The sequence below is a fragment of the Salinicoccus albus DSM 19776 genome (assembly GCF_000385175.1).
Classification (GTDB): Bacteria; Bacillota; Bacilli; order Staphylococcales; family Salinicoccaceae; genus Salinicoccus; species Salinicoccus albus.
In genome coordinates this window covers 74,863-93,621 of record NZ_ARQJ01000024.1, presented here as the reverse complement: position 1 = coordinate 93,621, position 18,759 = coordinate 74,863, and the positions used below count along the sequence as shown (strand labels likewise).

The 18,759-nt window shown below is 47.0% G+C and carries 18 protein-coding genes; 4 read left to right on the top strand and 14 right to left on the bottom strand.

Annotated elements, in window-relative coordinates:
- Positions 1-175 precede the first annotated feature (175 nt).
- Together G343_RS0105020 and G343_RS0105015 are read left to right on the top strand one after the other, a co-directional pair.
- The gene (locus tag G343_RS0105020; RefSeq protein ID WP_020007027.1) at positions 176-1,375 is read left to right on the top strand and encodes an MFS transporter; all 1,200 of its coding nucleotides are present in this window, start codon (positions 176-178) and stop codon (positions 1,373-1,375) included.
- A 92-nt stretch (positions 1,376-1,467) separates the two neighbouring features.
- Positions 1,468-1,719, top strand: a complete 252-nt coding sequence (locus G343_RS0105015) for a GlsB/YeaQ/YmgE family stress response membrane protein (protein WP_020007026.1) — start codon at positions 1,468-1,470, stop codon at positions 1,717-1,719.
- Positions 1,720-1,774: 55 nt separating this feature from the next.
- On the opposite strand, the gene G343_RS0105010 is transcribed toward G343_RS0105015, so the two are convergent.
- Both G343_RS0105010 and G343_RS0105005 read right to left on the bottom strand, forming a co-directional pair.
- The gene (locus tag G343_RS0105010; protein WP_020007025.1) at positions 1,775-2,071 is read right to left on the bottom strand and encodes a hypothetical protein; all 297 of its coding nucleotides are present in this window, start codon (positions 2,069-2,071) and stop codon (positions 1,775-1,777) included.
- 131 nt (positions 2,072-2,202) lie between these two features.
- Positions 2,203-3,615, bottom strand: coding sequence for an FAD-binding oxidoreductase (locus G343_RS0105005; RefSeq protein WP_020007024.1), 1,413 nt, complete (start codon positions 3,613-3,615; stop codon positions 2,203-2,205).
- 217 nt (positions 3,616-3,832) lie between these two features.
- On the opposite strand from G343_RS0105005, the gene G343_RS0105000 reads away from it, so the two are divergent.
- On the top strand, positions 3,833-6,715 hold the full coding sequence (locus tag G343_RS0105000) for a DEAD/DEAH box helicase (protein ID WP_020007023.1): 2,883 nt from the start codon (positions 3,833-3,835) through the stop codon (positions 6,713-6,715).
- Between the two features lie 43 nt (positions 6,716-6,758).
- On the opposite strand, the gene G343_RS0104995 is transcribed toward G343_RS0105000, so the two are convergent.
- The 10 genes from G343_RS0104995 to G343_RS0104945 form a co-directional block, all read right to left on the bottom strand.
- Positions 6,759-8,096, bottom strand: a complete 1,338-nt coding sequence (locus tag G343_RS0104995; RefSeq protein ID WP_020007022.1) for a hemolysin family protein — start codon at positions 8,094-8,096, stop codon at positions 6,759-6,761.
- A gap of 287 nt (positions 8,097-8,383) precedes the next feature.
- Positions 8,384-9,217: a DegV family protein gene (locus tag G343_RS0104985; RefSeq protein WP_245541933.1), complete on the bottom strand. Its 834-nt coding sequence runs from the start codon at positions 9,215-9,217 to the stop codon at positions 8,384-8,386.
- An 83-nt stretch (positions 9,218-9,300) separates the two neighbouring features.
- Positions 9,301-10,920, bottom strand: coding sequence for an ATP-binding cassette domain-containing protein (locus tag G343_RS0104980; RefSeq protein WP_020007019.1), 1,620 nt, complete (start codon positions 10,918-10,920; stop codon positions 9,301-9,303).
- A complete protein-coding gene (locus G343_RS0104975; RefSeq protein WP_020007018.1) occupies positions 10,917-12,494 on the bottom strand; it encodes an ATP-binding cassette domain-containing protein in 1,578 nt (525 codons plus the stop codon). The genes G343_RS0104980 and G343_RS0104975 overlap by 4 nt, the downstream gene beginning before the upstream one ends.
- Before the next feature lie 55 nt (positions 12,495-12,549).
- Positions 12,550-13,572 (bottom strand): GTP 3',8-cyclase MoaA, encoded by a 1,023-nt coding sequence (gene moaA, locus G343_RS0104970; protein WP_020007017.1) that lies wholly within the window; start codon positions 13,570-13,572, stop codon positions 12,550-12,552.
- 11 nt (positions 13,573-13,583) lie between these two features.
- Complete coding sequence (mobA, locus tag G343_RS0104965) at positions 13,584-14,159, bottom strand: molybdenum cofactor guanylyltransferase (protein WP_020007016.1); 576 nt, start codon at positions 14,157-14,159, stop codon at positions 13,584-13,586.
- Positions 14,159-14,392: a MoaD/ThiS family protein gene (locus G343_RS0104960; protein ID WP_020007015.1), complete on the bottom strand. Its 234-nt coding sequence runs from the start codon at positions 14,390-14,392 to the stop codon at positions 14,159-14,161. Before G343_RS0104960 ends, mobA begins: the two co-directional genes overlap by 1 nt.
- Position 14,393: 1 nt before the next feature.
- A complete protein-coding gene (locus tag G343_RS0104955) occupies positions 14,394-14,837 on the bottom strand; it encodes a molybdenum cofactor biosynthesis protein MoaE (protein ID WP_020007014.1) in 444 nt (147 codons plus the stop codon).
- Positions 14,824-15,294 (bottom strand): molybdopterin-guanine dinucleotide biosynthesis protein B, encoded by a 471-nt coding sequence (gene mobB / locus G343_RS0104950; RefSeq protein ID WP_020007013.1) that lies wholly within the window; start codon positions 15,292-15,294, stop codon positions 14,824-14,826. Before mobB ends, G343_RS0104955 begins: the two co-directional genes overlap by 14 nt.
- Positions 15,291-16,547 carry a molybdopterin molybdotransferase MoeA gene (locus G343_RS0104945; RefSeq protein ID WP_020007012.1) on the bottom strand — a complete coding sequence of 419 codons (1,257 nt, stop codon included), beginning with the start codon at positions 16,545-16,547 and terminating at the stop codon, positions 15,291-15,293. Before G343_RS0104945 ends, mobB begins: the two co-directional genes overlap by 4 nt.
- Before the next feature lie 63 nt (positions 16,548-16,610).
- Between G343_RS0104945 and moaC the strand changes: the two genes are divergently transcribed.
- Positions 16,611-17,090, top strand: coding sequence for a cyclic pyranopterin monophosphate synthase MoaC (moaC, locus tag G343_RS0104940; RefSeq protein ID WP_020007011.1), 480 nt, complete (start codon positions 16,611-16,613; stop codon positions 17,088-17,090).
- On the opposite strand, the gene G343_RS0104935 is transcribed toward moaC, so the two are convergent.
- Both G343_RS0104935 and G343_RS0104930 read right to left on the bottom strand, forming a co-directional pair.
- Positions 17,091-17,591 (bottom strand): MogA/MoaB family molybdenum cofactor biosynthesis protein, encoded by a 501-nt coding sequence (locus G343_RS0104935; RefSeq protein ID WP_020007010.1) that lies wholly within the window; start codon positions 17,589-17,591, stop codon positions 17,091-17,093.
- Between the two features lie 18 nt (positions 17,592-17,609).
- A complete protein-coding gene (locus G343_RS0104930; protein ID WP_020007009.1) occupies positions 17,610-18,611 on the bottom strand; it encodes a ThiF family adenylyltransferase in 1,002 nt (333 codons plus the stop codon).
- Positions 18,612-18,759: the final 148 nt, after the last annotated feature.

Sequence of the window (18,759 nt, the reverse complement as noted above, 5' to 3'; positions counted from 1 at the left end):
TGTTTTTTATTTCTACATTTTACCACACATTATTCCATTTCATAAACTTCAGGCAAATAAACAAAATGGGATGAAAAATTATTTTCTATACTGTACAATAGATAGATATAGATTTTTCGGTATTCGAAATATTGATGCGCCAAATAACAAATTAAAACAAGAAGGTTGAAATTTTATGTCAGACAAAAACCAAAAAATCTGGACCAAAGACTTTATACTGATTGTACTGGTGAACTTCTTCATCTTTACCGCCTTTCAGATGACGCTGCCGACACTGCCGCTTTACGTTCAGGAAATTGGTGCCAGCGACCGCTGGGTCGGGCTTGTCGTGGGTGTCTTTACCTTTTCGGCGCTTCTCATCCGTCCGAAGGCAGGCAGCCTTCTGGATACAAAAGGCCGTGCACCCGTTTTTCTTACCGGTCTTGTCATTTTCGTCATCTCCATGTTCTCACTGGCTGCGAGTTTTACCATCACCATATTACTGCTTGTCAGAATCATGCAGGGGGCCGGATGGGGGCTGTCCAACACCTCCACAGGTACAATTGCATCCGACCTTGTACCCAGGGCACGCCGGGGGGAAGGCCTGGGGTATTTCGGTCTCAGCGGTAACATTGCGCTGGCCTTCGGACCGGCCTTAGGGCTCTTTCTGGTGGAGCACATCTCCTTCAATTTACTTTTCATGCTCAGCGGTGTGCTCGGTATCATTGCCCTGGTTCTTGCTTCCAGGATCAAATATGCCAAGCCGGAAGCGGCTGAAGCCAGTCCCAAATCCCGTAATACCCATATCCCGAGATTCGACATCGTTGAAGCAAAAGCCATGCCGGCCGCTTCGCTGATGTTTTTCATCACCGTGACCTTTGGCGGTATTGCGACTTTCCTGCCGGTCTACACATTTGAAGAAGGGTTCGAATCCCATTATATTCAGTTCTATTTCGTGATTTACGCAGCATTTCTGATGCTCTCCAGAATCATCGCAGGCAGAGTATACGACAGAAAAGGGCTCGCAGTCGTGTTCATCCCCGGTGCGCTCCTGATCATCACAGCGATGATTCTGCTCGGCATCCTGGCGACGCCTGCATTCCTGTTCATTGCAGCCGCCCTCTACGGATTCGGTTTCGGCTGCGTGCAGCCGGCATTGCAGGCATGGGCGATCAACAGCGTTGAGAACAACCGCAGAGGCATGGCCAATGCAACATTCTTTTCCGCTTTTGACCTGGGTGTCGGCCTGGGTGCAATGGCCTACGGCTTTGTGGCAGAAGTATTCAACTACAGCACCATTTACTTCACCAGCGCTTTCAGTGTGACACTCGCGCTGATCCTGTTCTTCATCATGTATTCGAGACAAAAGAAAAGGAATCGGTTAAATGAAGTTTAAATATGGAACATAAATTGTTTGAACACTTTTGAATGCGGGAATTAGTAGTAGTGTAAACAGACTTTATCCTATCATTAAAGGAGGCGGATTCCATGGGCTGGATTATTACTTTAATCGTCGGCGGTATCATCGGTTGGCTCGCTGGTCTTATTCTTGGTAAAGATGTACCGTTCGGTATTATCGGTAATATCGTTGCCGGTCTGGTCGGCGCGTCCCTCGCCAATTCACTCGGACTCAGCTTCGGACCAACACTCGGCGGCGTAAGCATCATTGGCGGACTTATCGGTGCAATCATTCTCATTCTCATCGTTTCATTCGTCATGAAACTACTCCCGGGCAAATAGCGTATAGGTTATAAACATAACCCCTGAAATCAAAAGATTTCAGGGGTTATTTAGATCAGTGCCGCTGTGTTTCCCTGTCCTTCGTCTCCGCAATCAGCCATCGGTCCGCTTTACCATCATCAAGCCGCTCCTGCGCCCGTTCCGCTTTCAGCTTATCCAGTTCATGCTGCATCTGCCTGTTCTCCAGTATATAATTCTCCTGTTTCAGACGTTCAAGTTCTTTCAGTTCCTCAGCTTTTTTAAGTTCCAGCCTTTTATCTTTCTGCTTGAAACTGCGGCCGATGGCATACAGCGGGATGGTGAATATTAAAACCGAAGGGACGAAAGCAACTAAAAATTCAAAAAAGCCCATTTACCGCACCACCTTTTATACTTAGTGTTATACTACCATATTTGAGCAATTTATAAATGCATTATTACCGATTGATGCTCCGGCGGTGCGAATGGGGACCCAGGATCAAAATATCACCGCTTACCAGCAGGTCACTGCTCCACCTGACGGCTCAATATGAGTTTCTGTCCTTCATCCGCAAATATCTTGCCCGGATTCATGATATTATTCGGATCCCAGGCTGATTTTATCCGTTTCATCATTTCCACACTCACAGCTCCGAGTTCATCCTCCAGAAATGCGGCTTTCATCGTGCCGATACCATGTTCGCCTGAAAGTGTGCCGCCCAGTGCCAATGCTGCCTGGAAAATCTCCCCTGCAGCCTGTTCCACCCGTCGGATCTCTTCCTTATCATAAGGATCACACAAAATATTCGGATGCAGATTGCCGTCGCCCGCATGGCCGAATACAACAAGCTGCAGACCGTATTTTTGGCGGATGTCAGATAACCGCTTCATCATCTGCGGGATCTGACTGCGCGGCACCGTAGCATCTTCGGATGCTTTCGCCGGTCTGATGCCGTCAATGGCAAGAGACACCAGGCTGCGGGCTTTCCATATATTCTGCGTCTCTGCTTCCGTCTGTGGAGTGCGCACGCGGCTTCCGCCACGGGCTTTCATGATTTCTGCCACGTCCCCCGCTTCCTCCCGGACAGCTGAGGGATGACCATCCACTTCGATCAGCACAATCGCTTCTACATCCGTCGGCAGCCCTAGAGGTTCATATGCTTCAACAGCCTGGGCACACGCCTGATCGATAAATTCCATTTTTGCCGGGAGGATACCGGCAGCAAGTGTTTTTGAAATCGCTTCGCCCGCCAGCTCCATCGTGGCAAAGGCAGCCATGACCGTTTGTGTCACCGCCGGCTTTGGGATCAGTTTCAAAGTTGCGCCTGTGATGATCCCTAATACGCCTTCTGAACCGACGACGAGACTGGTTATATCCAGACCGGTGACGTTTTTAATGGTGCGGCCGCCCGTGTTGAGGATCTCCCCCTGCGGGGTGACCATTTCAAGACCGAGGACATAATTTTTAGTGACGCCATACTTCAGGCCCCGTGGCCCGCCGGCATTCTCAGCCAGATTTCCGCCGATTGTAGAAATGTTGGAACTGCTGGGATCCGGCGGATACATCAGACCATACGCCTCAGCGGCCGCGTGGATGTCAGAAGTCAGCACCGCCGGGGATACCCTCGCGACCAAATCTTCAGGATCAATTTCCACCGACGCTCGCCACCGGCTCATATCGATCACAATACCTCCGTGAATGGGAATATCCCCGCCGCTCAAACCGGTGCTCAGGCCTTTCGGTGTGACAGGCACTTGGTGTTCATTCGCAATTTTCAGCACCCTGCTTACTTCTTCGGGTGTCGTGACATAGACGACGGCTTCCGGTGTATACTCCCCGAAAGCAGCAGACCGTCTGTAATCATTCAGCTCAGCAGATGTATTTATCATGCGTTCATCCATCACTGTCTGCAAAGTGGTAATCCATCCATTCCCCATGAAAATCCTCCTATTTATGTTAAGTAATTTAATCATAAGGGATGAAACTATTTAATGTAAACCCTTTCATAAAAGCAATAGAAGTATTTTCAAGCTTTATGACAGCGGGAAATACAATAGCATCATCAGGCTGCAAGAATCCAATCTTGTTTTGGATCTTGGAAAACAATAGTGGATTGCTTATAATTGGAGGTATCAAGCTTAAGGTGGCGTTAACATGCAGGTCAACAAGGATAATCTATTGAATGCCTATGAAAAAGGATTTTTAGACCAATCCTCCAATAAGATTGCCCATCATCCGCCCAAACTCATCATTAATAATGGTACAGAGAATATCCTTTCTCCCATACTGGATGAAATGGAAATCTGTGAGTCCTTCATCATTTCTGTCGCTTTTATCACAGAAGGCGGATTAGCAACTTTAAAGTCCACGTTATATGAACTTGCTAAACAAGGTGTGAGAGGACGCATTGTGACTTCTACATATTTGAATTTCAACAAGCCAAAAGTGTTTAAGGAATTACTTAAACTCCCAAATGTAGAAGTAAGGGTTACAGATAAAGAAGGGTTCCATGCAAAAGGTTACATATTCAATAACAACAGGTACAGTGCGATGATCATCGGCAGCTCTAACCTGACTGACACTGCCCTTAAGAAAAACTATGAATACAATCTCAAACTGACCAGTTTGGAAAATGGGGAAGTGATCAATCACTTCCGTGAAAACTTCGAGTCTTTATGGAGCGAAGCTATCCCAATCGATCATAGTTGGATTGACGCCTATGAAACGAACTATATTGAACAACCGGAACGCAGGAAAATCATTCAAATCATAGAAGATCAATCCAAGTACGAGTACAAATCACTGATGAAAGAAAAAATTAAGCCGAATCTGATGCAACAGGAAGCGCTCATTCAATTGAAAAACCTGCGGGACGCTGGTAAGGATAAAGGACTGGTGATATCAGCGACAGGCACTGGCAAAACGTATTTGTCTGCATTCGACGTCAAACAGTTCGAACCCAAGCGAGTGCTTTTCCTAGCCCATCGTGAGCAGATACTGGATAAATCTAAAAGTGATTTTGCTTCGCTCATTGACAAACCTGCCTATGAATTCGGAGTATACAGCGGCAATCAGAAGGATTCCAATGCAAAATATCTATTTGCCACAATACAAACAATGTCCAAGACTGAAAATCTGCATCAATTTAGACATGATGCGTTTGATTATATCGTGATCGATGAAGCACACCGTTCGGGGGCAGCATCCTATCAAAAAATCATCGATTATCTCAAACCAAAATTCCTCATGGGGATGACAGCCACACCGGAAAGAACGGATGATGCAGATATATTCTCCTTATTCGACTACAACATTGCCTACGAAATCAGATTACAGCAGGCACTTGAAGAGGAAATATTGTCTCCCTTCCATTATTTTGGTGTAACGGACTTTGAAAAAGATGGAATTATCATTGACGAAACAACTTCATTAAGCAAACTAGTCAGCAAAGAAAGAGTCGATCATATCATTGAGAAGGTTGAATATTATGGATATTCCGGTGAGGAACGAAGAGGCTTAATGTTTGTTTCCAACAGACGGGAAGCTTCCGAAATTAGCGAAATGCTCAACCAAAGCGGTTACAGGACAATTGCATTAACCGGTAAAGACAACCAGCGTGAGAGACAGTATGCGGTTCGTCAGCTTGAAGCGAATCAACTGGATTACATCATTACTGTCGATATTTTCAATGAAGGGGTCGACATTCCTTCCATCAATCAGGTAGTGCTGCTCAGACAGACACAATCGAGCATCATATTCATCCAACAGCTGGGTCGCGGGCTGAGAAAGAGTGACGGCAAAGATTATTTGACGGTAATAGATTTCATCGGAAACTATAAAAATAACTATATGATCCCCGTGGCATTGACAGGTGATAAATCATACAACAAAGACACACTCAGAAAATCGATCAATACAAGGGATGTCATCTCAGGCGTTTCAACAATCAATTTCGAAAAGGTCGCTAAAGAGAAAGTTTATAAATCAATTAACACTTCCACATTGAATAGCCAAAAGTTCATGAAGGAAATGTACGTATATTTGAAGAACAAGATTGGACACAAACCGACCCTCATTGATTTCTATAATGATAAAGATGTAATGGACCCACTCATCATTTTTGATAAATATGGTCATTATATCGAATTCCTGCAAAAGATTGAGGAACTTGACATTGCGATTCCGAAATCATTTCATAAAATACTTACATTTCTGTCACAGGAAATGACTGAAGGAAAGAGAATCCAGGAAGCGCTGCTTCTTATGGAGGCCATGGATGGGCCTGTCCATAAAGGGGAATTCCAGTTAAAGATGATCCGAAAAGGTTATCACATGAATGACCTGACAATGGAATCCATCATCCGTGTATTGACCCACGAATTTTACAAAACATCCGATCAGAAAAAGTTTGCGCATCCGCTGATTGAAATTGATGGAAAAGTAATTACCATTACGAAGAAATTCCAAGAAGCACTGGAAGAAGGCATCATAAAAGAACAGATTGAGGATTTGCTGGAACTATCCATTTTAAATGCCAATGCCTATAATCAATCTGAACAGCTGACAATCAATCGAAAATATGGCAGAAAGGACGTCTGTCGCCTGCTGAATTGGGAGAAGGACGAGGCGTCAACCATGTATGGATACAAAAACAAACATCATACGGTGCCGATATTCATCACATATCATAAAGATGCTGAGATTGAAGATACGATCAAATATGACGATCAATTTTTGGATCCACATACTTTAAAATGGTTTACCAGAAGTAACCGCACGTTAAAATCCAAAGAGATCCGGGGAATCTTAGAGGGTCATAGGAATGAAGGTCTCCCTCTGTATATATTTGTTAAAAAGGATGATGATGAAGGCAAGGACTTTTACTATTTGGGACAAGCAGACATCGACTTTGACTCAATCGCTGAAACAACGATGAATGGTGAACCTGATGCGAAATCTGTAGTGACCATGCACATGAATATGAAAGAATCATTGGATTATGAAATCTATCGATATTTGGAAGCTCACACAGAATAATCAAAAAGAAGGGGCGAAACAATGGTTTCGCCCCGTATTTTATCTATTCCGTTTCTGTCTCCTCGTCATCTGAGCCTTCGTTATAATCTTTGAGGAGTGCGACTTTTGTGATCGAATGGTTATCCATCTCAAGAACGATCCATTTATCATTTTCGGTATTGATATAATCGTCTTCTTCCATATCCGTATTTTTGCTTTGCAGCCAGCCGCCGATGGTATCGATGTCTTCACTCTGATCGAAGTCTATGGCAAACCGGTCTTCGAGATCGTCCAGCAGCATGCGTCCACTGATGTGATAGATGTTATCTTCTACTTTACTGATCTCAGGCTCTTCGTCTTCGTCGAATTCATCGCGGATTTCTCCGACGATTTCTTCGAGGATGTCTTCCATCGTGATCATACCGGCTGTCCCGCCATACTCATCGATAATCAGTGCGATATGCACGCGTTCTCTCTGCATCTTGATCAATGCATCGCTGATGCGTGATACCTCTGTGATGAGGGGCATTTCATGAATATATTCGCCTGGGGTGACTTCATCATCTGAGACGTGGTTTGTCAAAAATTCCCTGACATTGATGAAGCCGATGATCTGATCTTTATCACCGCTCGGATCTGCGACTGGATATCTCGTAAAATTGTGTTCTTTTACTGTTTCAAGCACATCATCGATATTAACGGGATCCGTCAATGTGATCATCTGCGTTCTCGGCACCATGATATCCTTGGCCAGCCGTTCATCAAATGAGAATATATTCTGCATGTAGGCAAGCTCGGTCTGATTGATTTCACCGCTCTGGTAACTCTGTGTCATAATGACTTTCAGCTCGTCTTCAGAGTGAGCGGATTCTGTCGGCATATCTTTTAATCCGATGATACGAAGCAGAAGTCTTGAGGCGCCATTCATCAGCCATATCAGCGGTTTCATGACGACACCGAAGAAATACAGCGGCCCTGATAAAAACATTGCCATCTTTTCAGCGTATTGGATGGCGACCGTCTTCGGCGCCAGTTCTCCGATGACGACATGGATGAATGTCACGATGGCAAAAGCGATTGCGATGGTTAACACTGTGTTCAGTTCAGGAGCCATGCCAAAGAAACTAAACAGCGGGCTGAGGATAACTTCAAATGTCGGTTCACCGATCCACCCCAGCCCCAGCGCTGTCACTGTAATTCCCAGCTGACAGGCGGACAGATAATAATCCAGCTCGGCTGTCATATTCTTCACCCGTCTGGCTGACTTGTTACCCTGTTCTACTAAATGTTCTATTCTTGACTGTCTTGATTTTACTAATGAGAACTCCGATCCTACAAACAGCATGGTCAGCAGGATGAGCACTATAAATAATACTAAATTTCCTAATGTGGTTATTTCCAATTAGTTCCCCCGTGAACGGGATTCACCTCCGGTAATTTTGAGACTACAATTCTTTTTGAAAGCGTTTTCTAATTTTGGGGCCTTCTTTCCCGTCAACATTCCATTCTGCAGATCAGCTTTCAAATTCGCCTTCCCAATTGTAGTCACCTCCTACCGGTTTCCTGATAAATATTAAGAGTATTTTATCATAAACAGCATCGTACTTGCTACATTTATACAAATTCTTTACATTATATACTTATCTGACATGAAAAACATGGCCTGAGTAACCAGGCCATGTCCGATTTCTAATGTCCTTTTATAAATCCAAATCCGATGGTGCCGTGTCCGGCATGCACACCGGCCACAGTTACCAGCGGTTCTACCATGAGATCTATGTCTGACAGCCTGCTCTCAATACGCTCTTTCCAGTCTGTAATGATCGATTCATTGCCGGCATGGACGATGGACAGCGTCTTCACTGCATCCTGCCTGACATGTGCTTCGAGCCTGTCCATCACGGCGTTGATCATCTTTTTCCTCGTCCTGACCTTTTCTCCGACGATGACTTTGCCGTCTTCAAACATCAGCTTGATATGAATGTTCAACAGAGAGGCCAGCATGGATTGTGAAGCGGAGACCCGGCCGGACTTCCTCAGCTGGCTGAAGTTCTGCGGCAGCAGGTAAAGCTGTGCCGCCTCCGTCATGTCTTTGATATTCTGGACAATATCTACCAATGATTCGTCTGAATTCCTGCCATCCACCGCTGACTGGATCATTTTTGCCATCGGATAACTGCCGATTTTGGAATCGATGACGTGTACCGGTTTACTCACAGTTTCAGAGGCGCTGATGGAACTCTGATAAGTCCCCGTCAGTTCACTTGACGCATGGACAGCAATGATGGCTTCATACCGCTCGTCGTTATCCAGTGCTTCATATACTTGGATGAATTCCCCGGCTGTTGGCTGGGAGGTCTTGGCTCCTTCCCCGCTCTCCCGAAGCATTTCATACACTTCTTCTGTCGTTTTATCTATACCGTCCCTGTATGCCTGGCCATCTATAATCACGGTCATCGGCAGCACCCTGATGTCATGCTGATCAATATATTCATGACTCAGGCCGGCTGCAGAGTCAGTCACAATTGCTATTTTCTTAATATAAATCACTACTTTCCAAGCGCTGGTGCACTTATTGACATCTTAGCATGTCAATTTATCATTTTCTATAAATTGTCTTTAAACCGTTCTTTTGCATGCCAGACTTCACCTTTTCGTTCAATCAGTGATTCATATGTGCCGGCTTCTATCATTTCGCCCTGCTCCATATAATAGATATAATCAAAATCCTCAAGGCGGCTGAGATCATGCGTACTGACAATCACGGTTTCCTTATTGAAAATCTCCTGCCACACCTTTTCCTTCAGCACGTCATCGAGTCTTGCCGTCGGTTCGTCCAGTATCCACCAATGCTTATCCTCGATGATCATACGGATAAAATGCAGGCGCTTTTCTTCACCGCCGGACAATCTGCCTGTATGTGCAATCATCGTGTCAGGCTGATAATTTTTAATCTGCAGTTCATCAAGCAGATGCCGGACTGTGTCTTCCGATGCCCGGAAATGACCGAACATCGTGACGTTATCCATGATTGATGCATTATAGAAATCAAGATGCTGTGGCATGATGGAGGCATCTTTAATCACTGACTCCCGGGCGGGCTTATCCTCGTGATCATAAAGCCCGATACGCTCATCACCCTGGATAATCCGTTTCAGCAAAGTCGTTTTTCCCGAACCGCTGCTGCCGATGATGGCGTATTTCTTTCCTTTTTCGAATGACGCGTTGATATGATTCAGCACATTCTGTTTTGAGCCCGGATAACAGTAATCCAGGTCATCGATGATTACCCGGGAAATACAATCTGTCTGCTCCGGCGCCATCCCGGACGGACTTTTATCTGCATCCAGCACGTGCACCGCTTCTTTGACCGACCGGTAATTACTGGCCGGCGCCATGACAGGCATGACCATATCGAAATAACTGATCAGCAGGAGCAGCACCATCGGTACCAGAAGCGGTAATTCCTGATACATCAAAATGATCACCGCTATAATACCCAGAATTTGAACCATCCGGGCACTGAAGGTCATCAGCGCATCATACAGGCTGTTCTTATCTTCATTTTTACGAATACTGTGCAGCATTTCCTCCATTTTCACCTTGTTCTCATCAATCTGTTTCGTGACGAAAAGGTCTGTGAAATCGTGGATATAATGATACAACTTCATATAAAGCTGTGTATCGACAGCTTCTCTTTCCGCAGCATTCCTATAGACGAGCCTTTCAAATACTTTAGGAATGACAACCAGCAGAAAAAGTGCAGTCACGATCATTAATATGACGATTTCAGCTCCAATATAAAACGACAGTATTGTTAAAATCAAGGATAACAGTGCGGCTGTCGCATACGGATAAATAATCCTGATATAATAATCTTCCACCTGGTCAAAATGCTGGTTGAGCCACTGGATGAATTTCACACTGTGCGTATCTTCTTTGAGGTCTATCGACCGTTTAAAATAATTCAGTCTCAGTCTGCCGATCATCTGAAATGTGGCCTCGTGTGACAGCAGCCGTTCGATATAGCGGAAAGCGCCTTTCATCATACCGAACAGTTTAATGACAGCAATGATTAGAATAATGATGAAAAACGGCGGGTCAAAGAAACTCAGGCTGATCATATAGCCACTCAGACCAAAGATGCTCACGCCGACCAGGCCGCCCGCAAGTCCCAGCAGAATGCTGTAGAGGATATACTTTCGCTCAGTCCTTAAATAATTCATCCTCTCTCCCCTCCAATCCGGGGAATGATTTGTCTGTCTTTTACAGTGTAATGGAAGTCTGCAATTTTAAGCAGCTGTCTCCGGTGGACGACTGCAATGATTGCTGCCCTCCGCTTCAAGTGTTTCAAGTGATCCATCACCAGCTGCTCGGTCTTTGCATCCAGATATTCCGTCGGTTCATCCATCAGTATGATGTCGGGCTTTTTGACCAGCACCCGCGCCATCTTCAGACGCACAATCTCTCCGCCTGAAAGCGGGATATTATGGTTGACGATCGGGGTATGGATACCGGCTTTTAGATTATCAATACTGTTCATCATATCGAGTTCAGCCAGTATCTGCATGACGTGCGCCTCATCCGCTTCTCCATCAGAGACATAATCATAGATCGTCGTATCCGAGAAATAGATATGATCTGAAATATAACCGATGTCATCCGTACGGATATGCACCCGGCCAGCTCCGGGCGGATGCAGTCCGAGAATCATTTTGAGCAGGGTGGTCTTACCGATGCCCGACGGACCCGTCACTGCTGTGAACCCTGCGGACGGTACGGTAAAGTCCGCATTTTCAATCAAATTGATGTCTTTGTAGCCCAGTGTGACATTGCTGAGTTTCACCGCCTCATCCGCGAGATCGTATGCTCTGTAATCCGTTTCGATTGTTTCTTTTTCAAGCCACTTATCAATCACTTCAAGACTGCCGCGGGCAAGCTTGCCATTATGGAATTCTATACCGAGCACTTTCAGCGCATTATAGAATTCCGGTGCAAGAAATAGCGTGAAGAACGCTGAATAGAAGCTGATGCTCTCAAATATGATGATCTCAAGTCCGACTTCCAGTGCGATCAGACCAATACCAAGAATGGTGATGAATTCAAGCATCAATGTGGACTGGAAGGCGTATTTCAAAATACCCATCGTTTCTTTGACATAATTCTTATTGGCATTCTCAAGCCTTGAGGTCACTGTCGGTTCTGACTGCGTATATTTCACCGTATTCCTGCCGCGTATAAGATTGAGAAAAAGCGTGCCGAGTGCATCAAATTGGGATGCCTGTGCTTTTGCTTCGTCCTGTGTCCGCAGCCCGACAAGAATGTAGTAGACAGGAACGAACGGCGCGGTAATAATCAGTATCAGCGCCGCTATTTCGTTGATGAAAAACATTGCTGCTGCGATCACTGTGATTTTGACCATCGTCTGGACAACGACGGGGATAAACACCTTTTCAAACGGTCTGTATTTCTCAAGATGCACAAAAACAGCATTCATCATAGATTCTGATTCTTTAAACGTCTGGTCATCAATTTTGCTGATGATCTTTCTGCCGAGCGTCTCTATCCGCCGGTTTGCTATTCTCTGGCTGACTGTTGTATAGAGGAGCGAAATACTCGTATACAATACGAAAAATACTGCCATCCACAGGAGCAGCTGGCCGCCAGGGGCTGAACGAGCCATCACAATATCTTCAAGCAGCAATGAAAGATGATGGCCGAATCCAACATATGCAGCGATTGCAGCCAGACATATAACAGTATAGAGCCCCATATATTTAACAGGCATATTTATCTTCATCGTCGACCTTCCTTACCTGAAAAAAGACGTGAAAGGGCGTCCCCCTTTACACGTCTTATCCCCCGATATAACTCATGTTTATCTTTTTGCGCTGTTTGCGCCGTTCTGCAGTGATTTCCGTGCGTATGTCCGAATACCGGTCATCGCGTTCGCTCCAGACACCTGTCAGGGTTTGCTTCAGTTCATCATCGGAAGCGCCAGCCCTGATCAGCTGCTTTACATCGAATCCGTCCACAGCAAACAAACAGCCGAAGAACTTGCCGTCCGCGGACAGCCTCGCTCTTGTACACGTGGAACAGAAACTCTCGGACACACTGGTGATAAAGCCGAGGTATGAATCGGCATCCTTATGCTGGTACACTTTGGCGACCTCGCCATAATACGCCGGTGCAAGCGGTTCGATATCGAATTCATCTTCCAGCATTTTCAGAATCTCTGTTTTCGTGATGACTTTATCAAAATTCCATCCGTTATCATTGCCGACATCCATAAATTCTATAAACCGGAGTGTGACCGGCATCTTTTTGAAGAACCGTGCCATCGGCAGGATTTCATGTTCGTTCATCCCTTTTTGAACCACCATGTTTATCTTGATCTGAAAGCCGACGGATATCGCATATTCAATCTGTTCCACAATGCGGGAGGTGCCGATGCCCCGATCGTTAATCTCCCCGAAAAGCTGGTCATCAATGGCATCCAGACTGATGTTCAGCCTTTTGAGCCCGGCATCGTAAAGCTTTTGACCGTGTTTCTTGAGCAGCAGCCCGTTGGTTGTCATACCAATGTCTTCGATCCCGGGAATCGCGTCCAGCATCGCAATGAGTTCGTGAAGGTCTTTGCGGAGGAGCGGTTCCCCGCCCGTGATTCTCAGCTTCTTTACACCAAGGTCCGCATAGATTCTCGCCACCCTTTCAACTTCTTCGAAAGTCAGGAGTTCATCCTTATGCATGAATTCGAAATCATCGCCGAATATTTCCTTCGGCATGCAGTAACTGCATCTAAAATTACAGCGGTCTGTGACGGATATGCGCAAATCTCTGATCGGTCTGCCAAACTTATCTGTGATTGCCTCTGTCATAGCACCCCTCCTCAGAGGATATCTCTCCTCTTGTTTATATTAACGAGCTGTTTCTCTGTCACTCCATATTCTGTCGCATCGAGCTGTGTTACGTTGTTATTATCAAAAAATGCGCGCATACTCAGCCTGTCCGACACAAGCTGTGACTCCAGACGCCCCGCGAGATCTTCTCCCTGGTAGACGCCAATCAACGGGTGCAGCCTGTCCGCTTCTGCCGTGACAATGATACTGCCCGGCTGCTGCGCGGCTGTGTCATGAAGCCTGACCATCCAATCCGGCGGCACATAAGGGGTATCACACGACATCACCATCAGGCGGGCCTCCGGGTATGCGCCGGCCGCAGCATGCAGACCGCCCAACGGCCCTTTATCCGTAAATCTTTCGTCGTCAGTGACCGTAACGTAATTGTCAAAATCATCCTGCAGCGCCGCATTTGTGCTTATGACAATATCTGAACAGACCCCTGTGCGTGATAAAATATCCGCAATATGCTGATACATCGGCTGCCCGGCCAGTTTATAAAACGATTTGTCCTCACCGAATCTTGTGGAGCGCCCGCCGGCCAGAATAACTCCAAGCGTTTCCATCAGCCGCCGCTTACCGGCGGGATCAGCGCGACTTCGTCGGTATCTTTGATGATGAAGTCATCTTTGACGAACGCCTCGTTGCATGCGATCTGGAAAACCTCCCCGTTTATCCGGGGAAAAGATGTATAGAGCTGCTCCCTCAGCCTGTGCGCTGTAATCGATTCTTCAACCGGCAGTACAATGCTGCTGTCACCGATCTTTTCTTTAAGTCCGGCAAAAAGTAATACATGCATATTAATCCTCCTTCAGACTTGAATGGTACCGACGGGAATCCCCGATCCATTCCTCGCCGTCTTCCCAGATTTCCTTCTTCCAGACGGGCACGGTCTCCTTGAGGCGTTCGATGGCATATTCGTTCGCCTGATAACTGTCTTTGCGGTGCGGTGCGCTTGTCACAATCGCTACAGCGATATCCGATATTTCGAGTTTTCCAACCCTGTGTACAATCGTGGTGATCACGCCCGGCCACTGTTCTGAGATTTCGTCCCCGATCCGGGCAAGCTGCTGTTCAGCCATCGGCTTGTAAGCTTCATATTCCAAGTGTACAGTGCGTACCCCTTTTGTCCATTCTCTTACATGACCGGTGAACATACAGACAGCACCCTGGTCCCTGTTGACCGCATAACGGTGGTACGCCGCTATATCTATCGGCGTGTCAACAATTTCATATTGTTTCATCACCAAAACTCCATTCCTTAAACCACTCCATGATTCTCTCTTCATCATACCTTATATCAAACGTCTTTAATACATTTGACAGCCCGATTTCTTCAACATTTGTATGACCTTCGGCGGAAGAATACCTTAAGAATATCTTCTGATAATCATCGTTTTTATAGCCTTCGATCAGCACAAATTCGACGCCCTGCTGTTCAAGATGCTGAAGCTGGCGTTTCAAATCGGGAGGCTCCCGGATGGTTTCCATTGTCATCCCCGGCGTGTTGAGGATGCTGTGATCCGCCCCGGCGCTTGTAAACCTGCCGCTGTCCGTGCTGTTGCCAAAGACCGCTGTATCCAGATGATGGTGCTTGATCACTGCTGCAGTTTTTCCCCGCTCTTTTAATTGACGCACCATTCTCTCTATCACCGCTGTCTTGCCGGCATTTTTATATCCTGTGACCTGCAGAACCTTCATATGTCAAAGGTTTCCGTCCCGCTTGTCATATCGGTCATCATCACTTTCACTGGGTCACCTTGCGCATACCCGCGTGTGCCGCGGGGGAGGATAATGATCCCGTTACTCCGGGCAATGGAAGTGACAGCGTTGGACTTATTGAAACCGGCTGGCTGCGCATACAGTTTCCCATCTTTGTAATCCACTTCCGCACGGATGAAACGGGTGAAGGGATTCGGCTTCTTGAAATCCTCGGCAAGCGCACCCGAGATGACCGGCGCAAAAATCTTGTCATGCCCCATCATTCTGAGGAGCGCCGGTCGCGCAAAGAGCTCAAAACTGGTATAGCACGCCGACGGATTGCCGCTCAATCCGAACAGCGGTGTATCTCCGATCATGCTCACTGTCGTCACACTGCCGGGCCGCATGCCGACTTTATTGAACAATTCCTCTGCGCCCAGCCTTTCATACAGCGCAGGAAGATGATCATAGTCGCCGACCGACACACCGCCGGTCGTAATGACTGCATCTACTTCCCCCAGCATCTCTTCGACCCGCTGCTGCAGTGTTTCCAGATCATCTGCCTGAAGCTTGTACATCCTGCCCTGAAGATTCATCCGCCGGAGCTGGCTCAGGATCATCGGACTGTTGGAATTGCGTATTTTACCGCGCTCAAGCGGCGCATCCACATCCAGCAGTTCGCTGCCGGTCGACATGATGCCGACCACCGGCTGTCTGTACACCGGCACCTCACTGTAGCCGAATGTCGCCAGTGTCGCGACTGTTCCCGGGTTGATAGATGTCCCTTTCGGCACGATGACTTCACCTGTTTTGCACTCTTCCCCCTGCACCGCCATATTTTCTTCTGGAGAGAACGCTTTTCTGATCGTAAACCCGTCCGTATCTTCCCTGGCCTGCTCAAACATTACCACGGCATCTGCACTTTTGGGCACTTCCGCCCCAGTCATGATCCGGAACGCCTCATTCTCTTTTAACACATAATCACTGCTTGATCCTGCGGGCACTTCCGCCACTGCAGAAAAATGAATCCTGTCCTCCCCTGACGCGCCCTTGCTGTCTGAGGATCTGATGGCAAAACCATCCATCGCTGATTTTGTAAACAGAGGCACATCGTTTGTTGCCTTTAGATCCCGCGCGAGTATCCGGCCCCAGCTGTCCGTATATGGTACCGTTTCAGACGGCAGTGTCTTCATTTTGGCAACGACGCGTTCCACCGCTTCTGAAACTGGAATCGGTTTACGGTTGATTGTCAATTAGAACCCTACTTTCCTCTTTATCATTCTGTTATAATCATTGTACTAGAAAGGGTGAATCAATTGTCAGAATTCAATCATTTTAATGCAGAGGGCAGGGCACGCATGGTGGATGTCTCAGATAAGGAGACGACTGTGCGGACAGCCGCTGCCCAAAGCACACTCGAAGTCAGCCGCAGCATCTATGAAGGAATTACAGAAGGCACAGTCAAAAAGGGCGATGTCCTGTCAGTGGCCCAGGTTTCAGCTGTAATGGCAGCCAAGAATACACATCAGATCATCCCGATGTGCCATCCGCTGCCGCTCTCCGGCATTGATGTATCATTCAACTTCAATACTCAGGACAAATACCTCCTCGAAATCACAGCCACTGTAAAAACCGACGGGAAAACCGGTGTGGAAATGGAAGCTTTAACCGCCGCTTCCGCTGCCGCCCTCACTGTTTACGACATGTGCAAAGCACTCGATAAAGGCATGGTCATCCGCGATACGATGCTCCTGAGCAAGACCGGCGGGAAATCAGGGGATTACAGCCGCGATTAATCATTTATTCAGCTCCTGTACCACATGGTTCAGCTCCGGCACGATCAGCTTCTCCATCGCCAGTTTCACCGCGCCGGTTGAACCGGGCAGGATGAATATCACCGTCTTGCCGCTCACCCCCGCGGCGGCCCGGGATAAAATACCGGCAGAGCCGATATCTTCTGTATAACTGAGCATCCTGAATATCTCCCCGAACCCTTCGAGCGCCTTGTCAAAGAAGCGGCCGGCCGCTTCAATCGTCACATCACGCGGTGCGATGCCGGTGCCGCCGGTCGTAATGACCGCATCCACATTCTGCTCCAGCAGCTGATCCACTGCCGCTGAAATACTGCTGACATCATCTTTAACGAGCTGATAGTGCGCCGCGTCCACTGTTATGTCCATCTCCTCCAAATAATCGATGACAAGGCGTCCGCCTTTGTCCGTCTCTTTCGACCGGGTATCACTGATTGTAATTACCCCTGCAGCAATATCGCGATGGCTCTGATTGCCGTGACCCATTCAATCCCCTCCTTACAGTCAGCCGAACAGCTGATTGACCAGTGTTCTCGCCCTGTTCATATTATCTGTGCCGTGGATAAGAATTCTGCCGTTGTTAAAACAGACCAGCCTCTGACCCTCAAAATAAAATTCATTAAAATACGGCGTGGTATTTACATTGATGTCCAAATGTATTACCGCCTGCCTCACCGCTTCCTGTGTAATCCGCTCATCCAGTACCTGTACAGTATCACGGCCGCACAATTTCATCGTCTGATCCGCCGTCTCATTCAAAGCGGGGTATTCATGTTTACTGCTGCAGGTCAGACAATTCTCTTCCTGGATGTGATCAATCTGAAAACGCCTGTGCTCCATGTCCCATAAATCACCAATTCTCATATAGTAAGGCGCAGCAAATTGCCCCGTTAATATTTTCAGCGCGGTCGTCACCTGCTCTGAAACAGCCATCTGTACCGCGGGAGCAATAATGCCTGCGGTATCACAGGTCAAGGCGGCAGCCGGCAGCATCGGCACCAGACACCTGTAACACGGCGTCGCCCCCGGTACAAAACCGCAGCTGCTGTAGGAAGATTCCACACAGGCCGCATACACCCAGGGCCTGCCATATTTATAAGCGGCATCATTAATCAGCAGCCGGGTGTCAAAATTATCTGTGCCGTCCAGAATGATATCCGCCTGTGAACTCAGGCGGGCCATCAGTGACGGCCCGCAGTGCTCAATATGTATATCTATCTCCAGGTCCGGGCGGACGGCCAGCAGCCGTTCCTTTGCAGCGACAACTTTCGGGACCTTTTCATCCGCATGCCGTTTGGCAAAAAGCATCTGCCTCTGCAGATTCGAAGCCTCTACGTAGTCCCTGTCCACCAGAATAATCTTTTTCACCCCGGCCCGCGCCATCATTTCAGAGGATGACGAACCGAGTGCGCCGGCACCAATGATGAGCACAGTCGCCTTTCTGATTGCCTGCTGGCCGTCCTGACCGATATTTTTATATAGAATCTGTCTTGAATAGTTTTCCATATCCGTTCACTCATTTTTAAGATATTTTAAATATTAATTCATTAACATCTATTATAGACTGAATGATATAAACTGAAAAATATATTGATTATTTACATCATTTAATTGTGACGGCCAGGTTCTTTAAGAATGTGACATCATCGTAAAG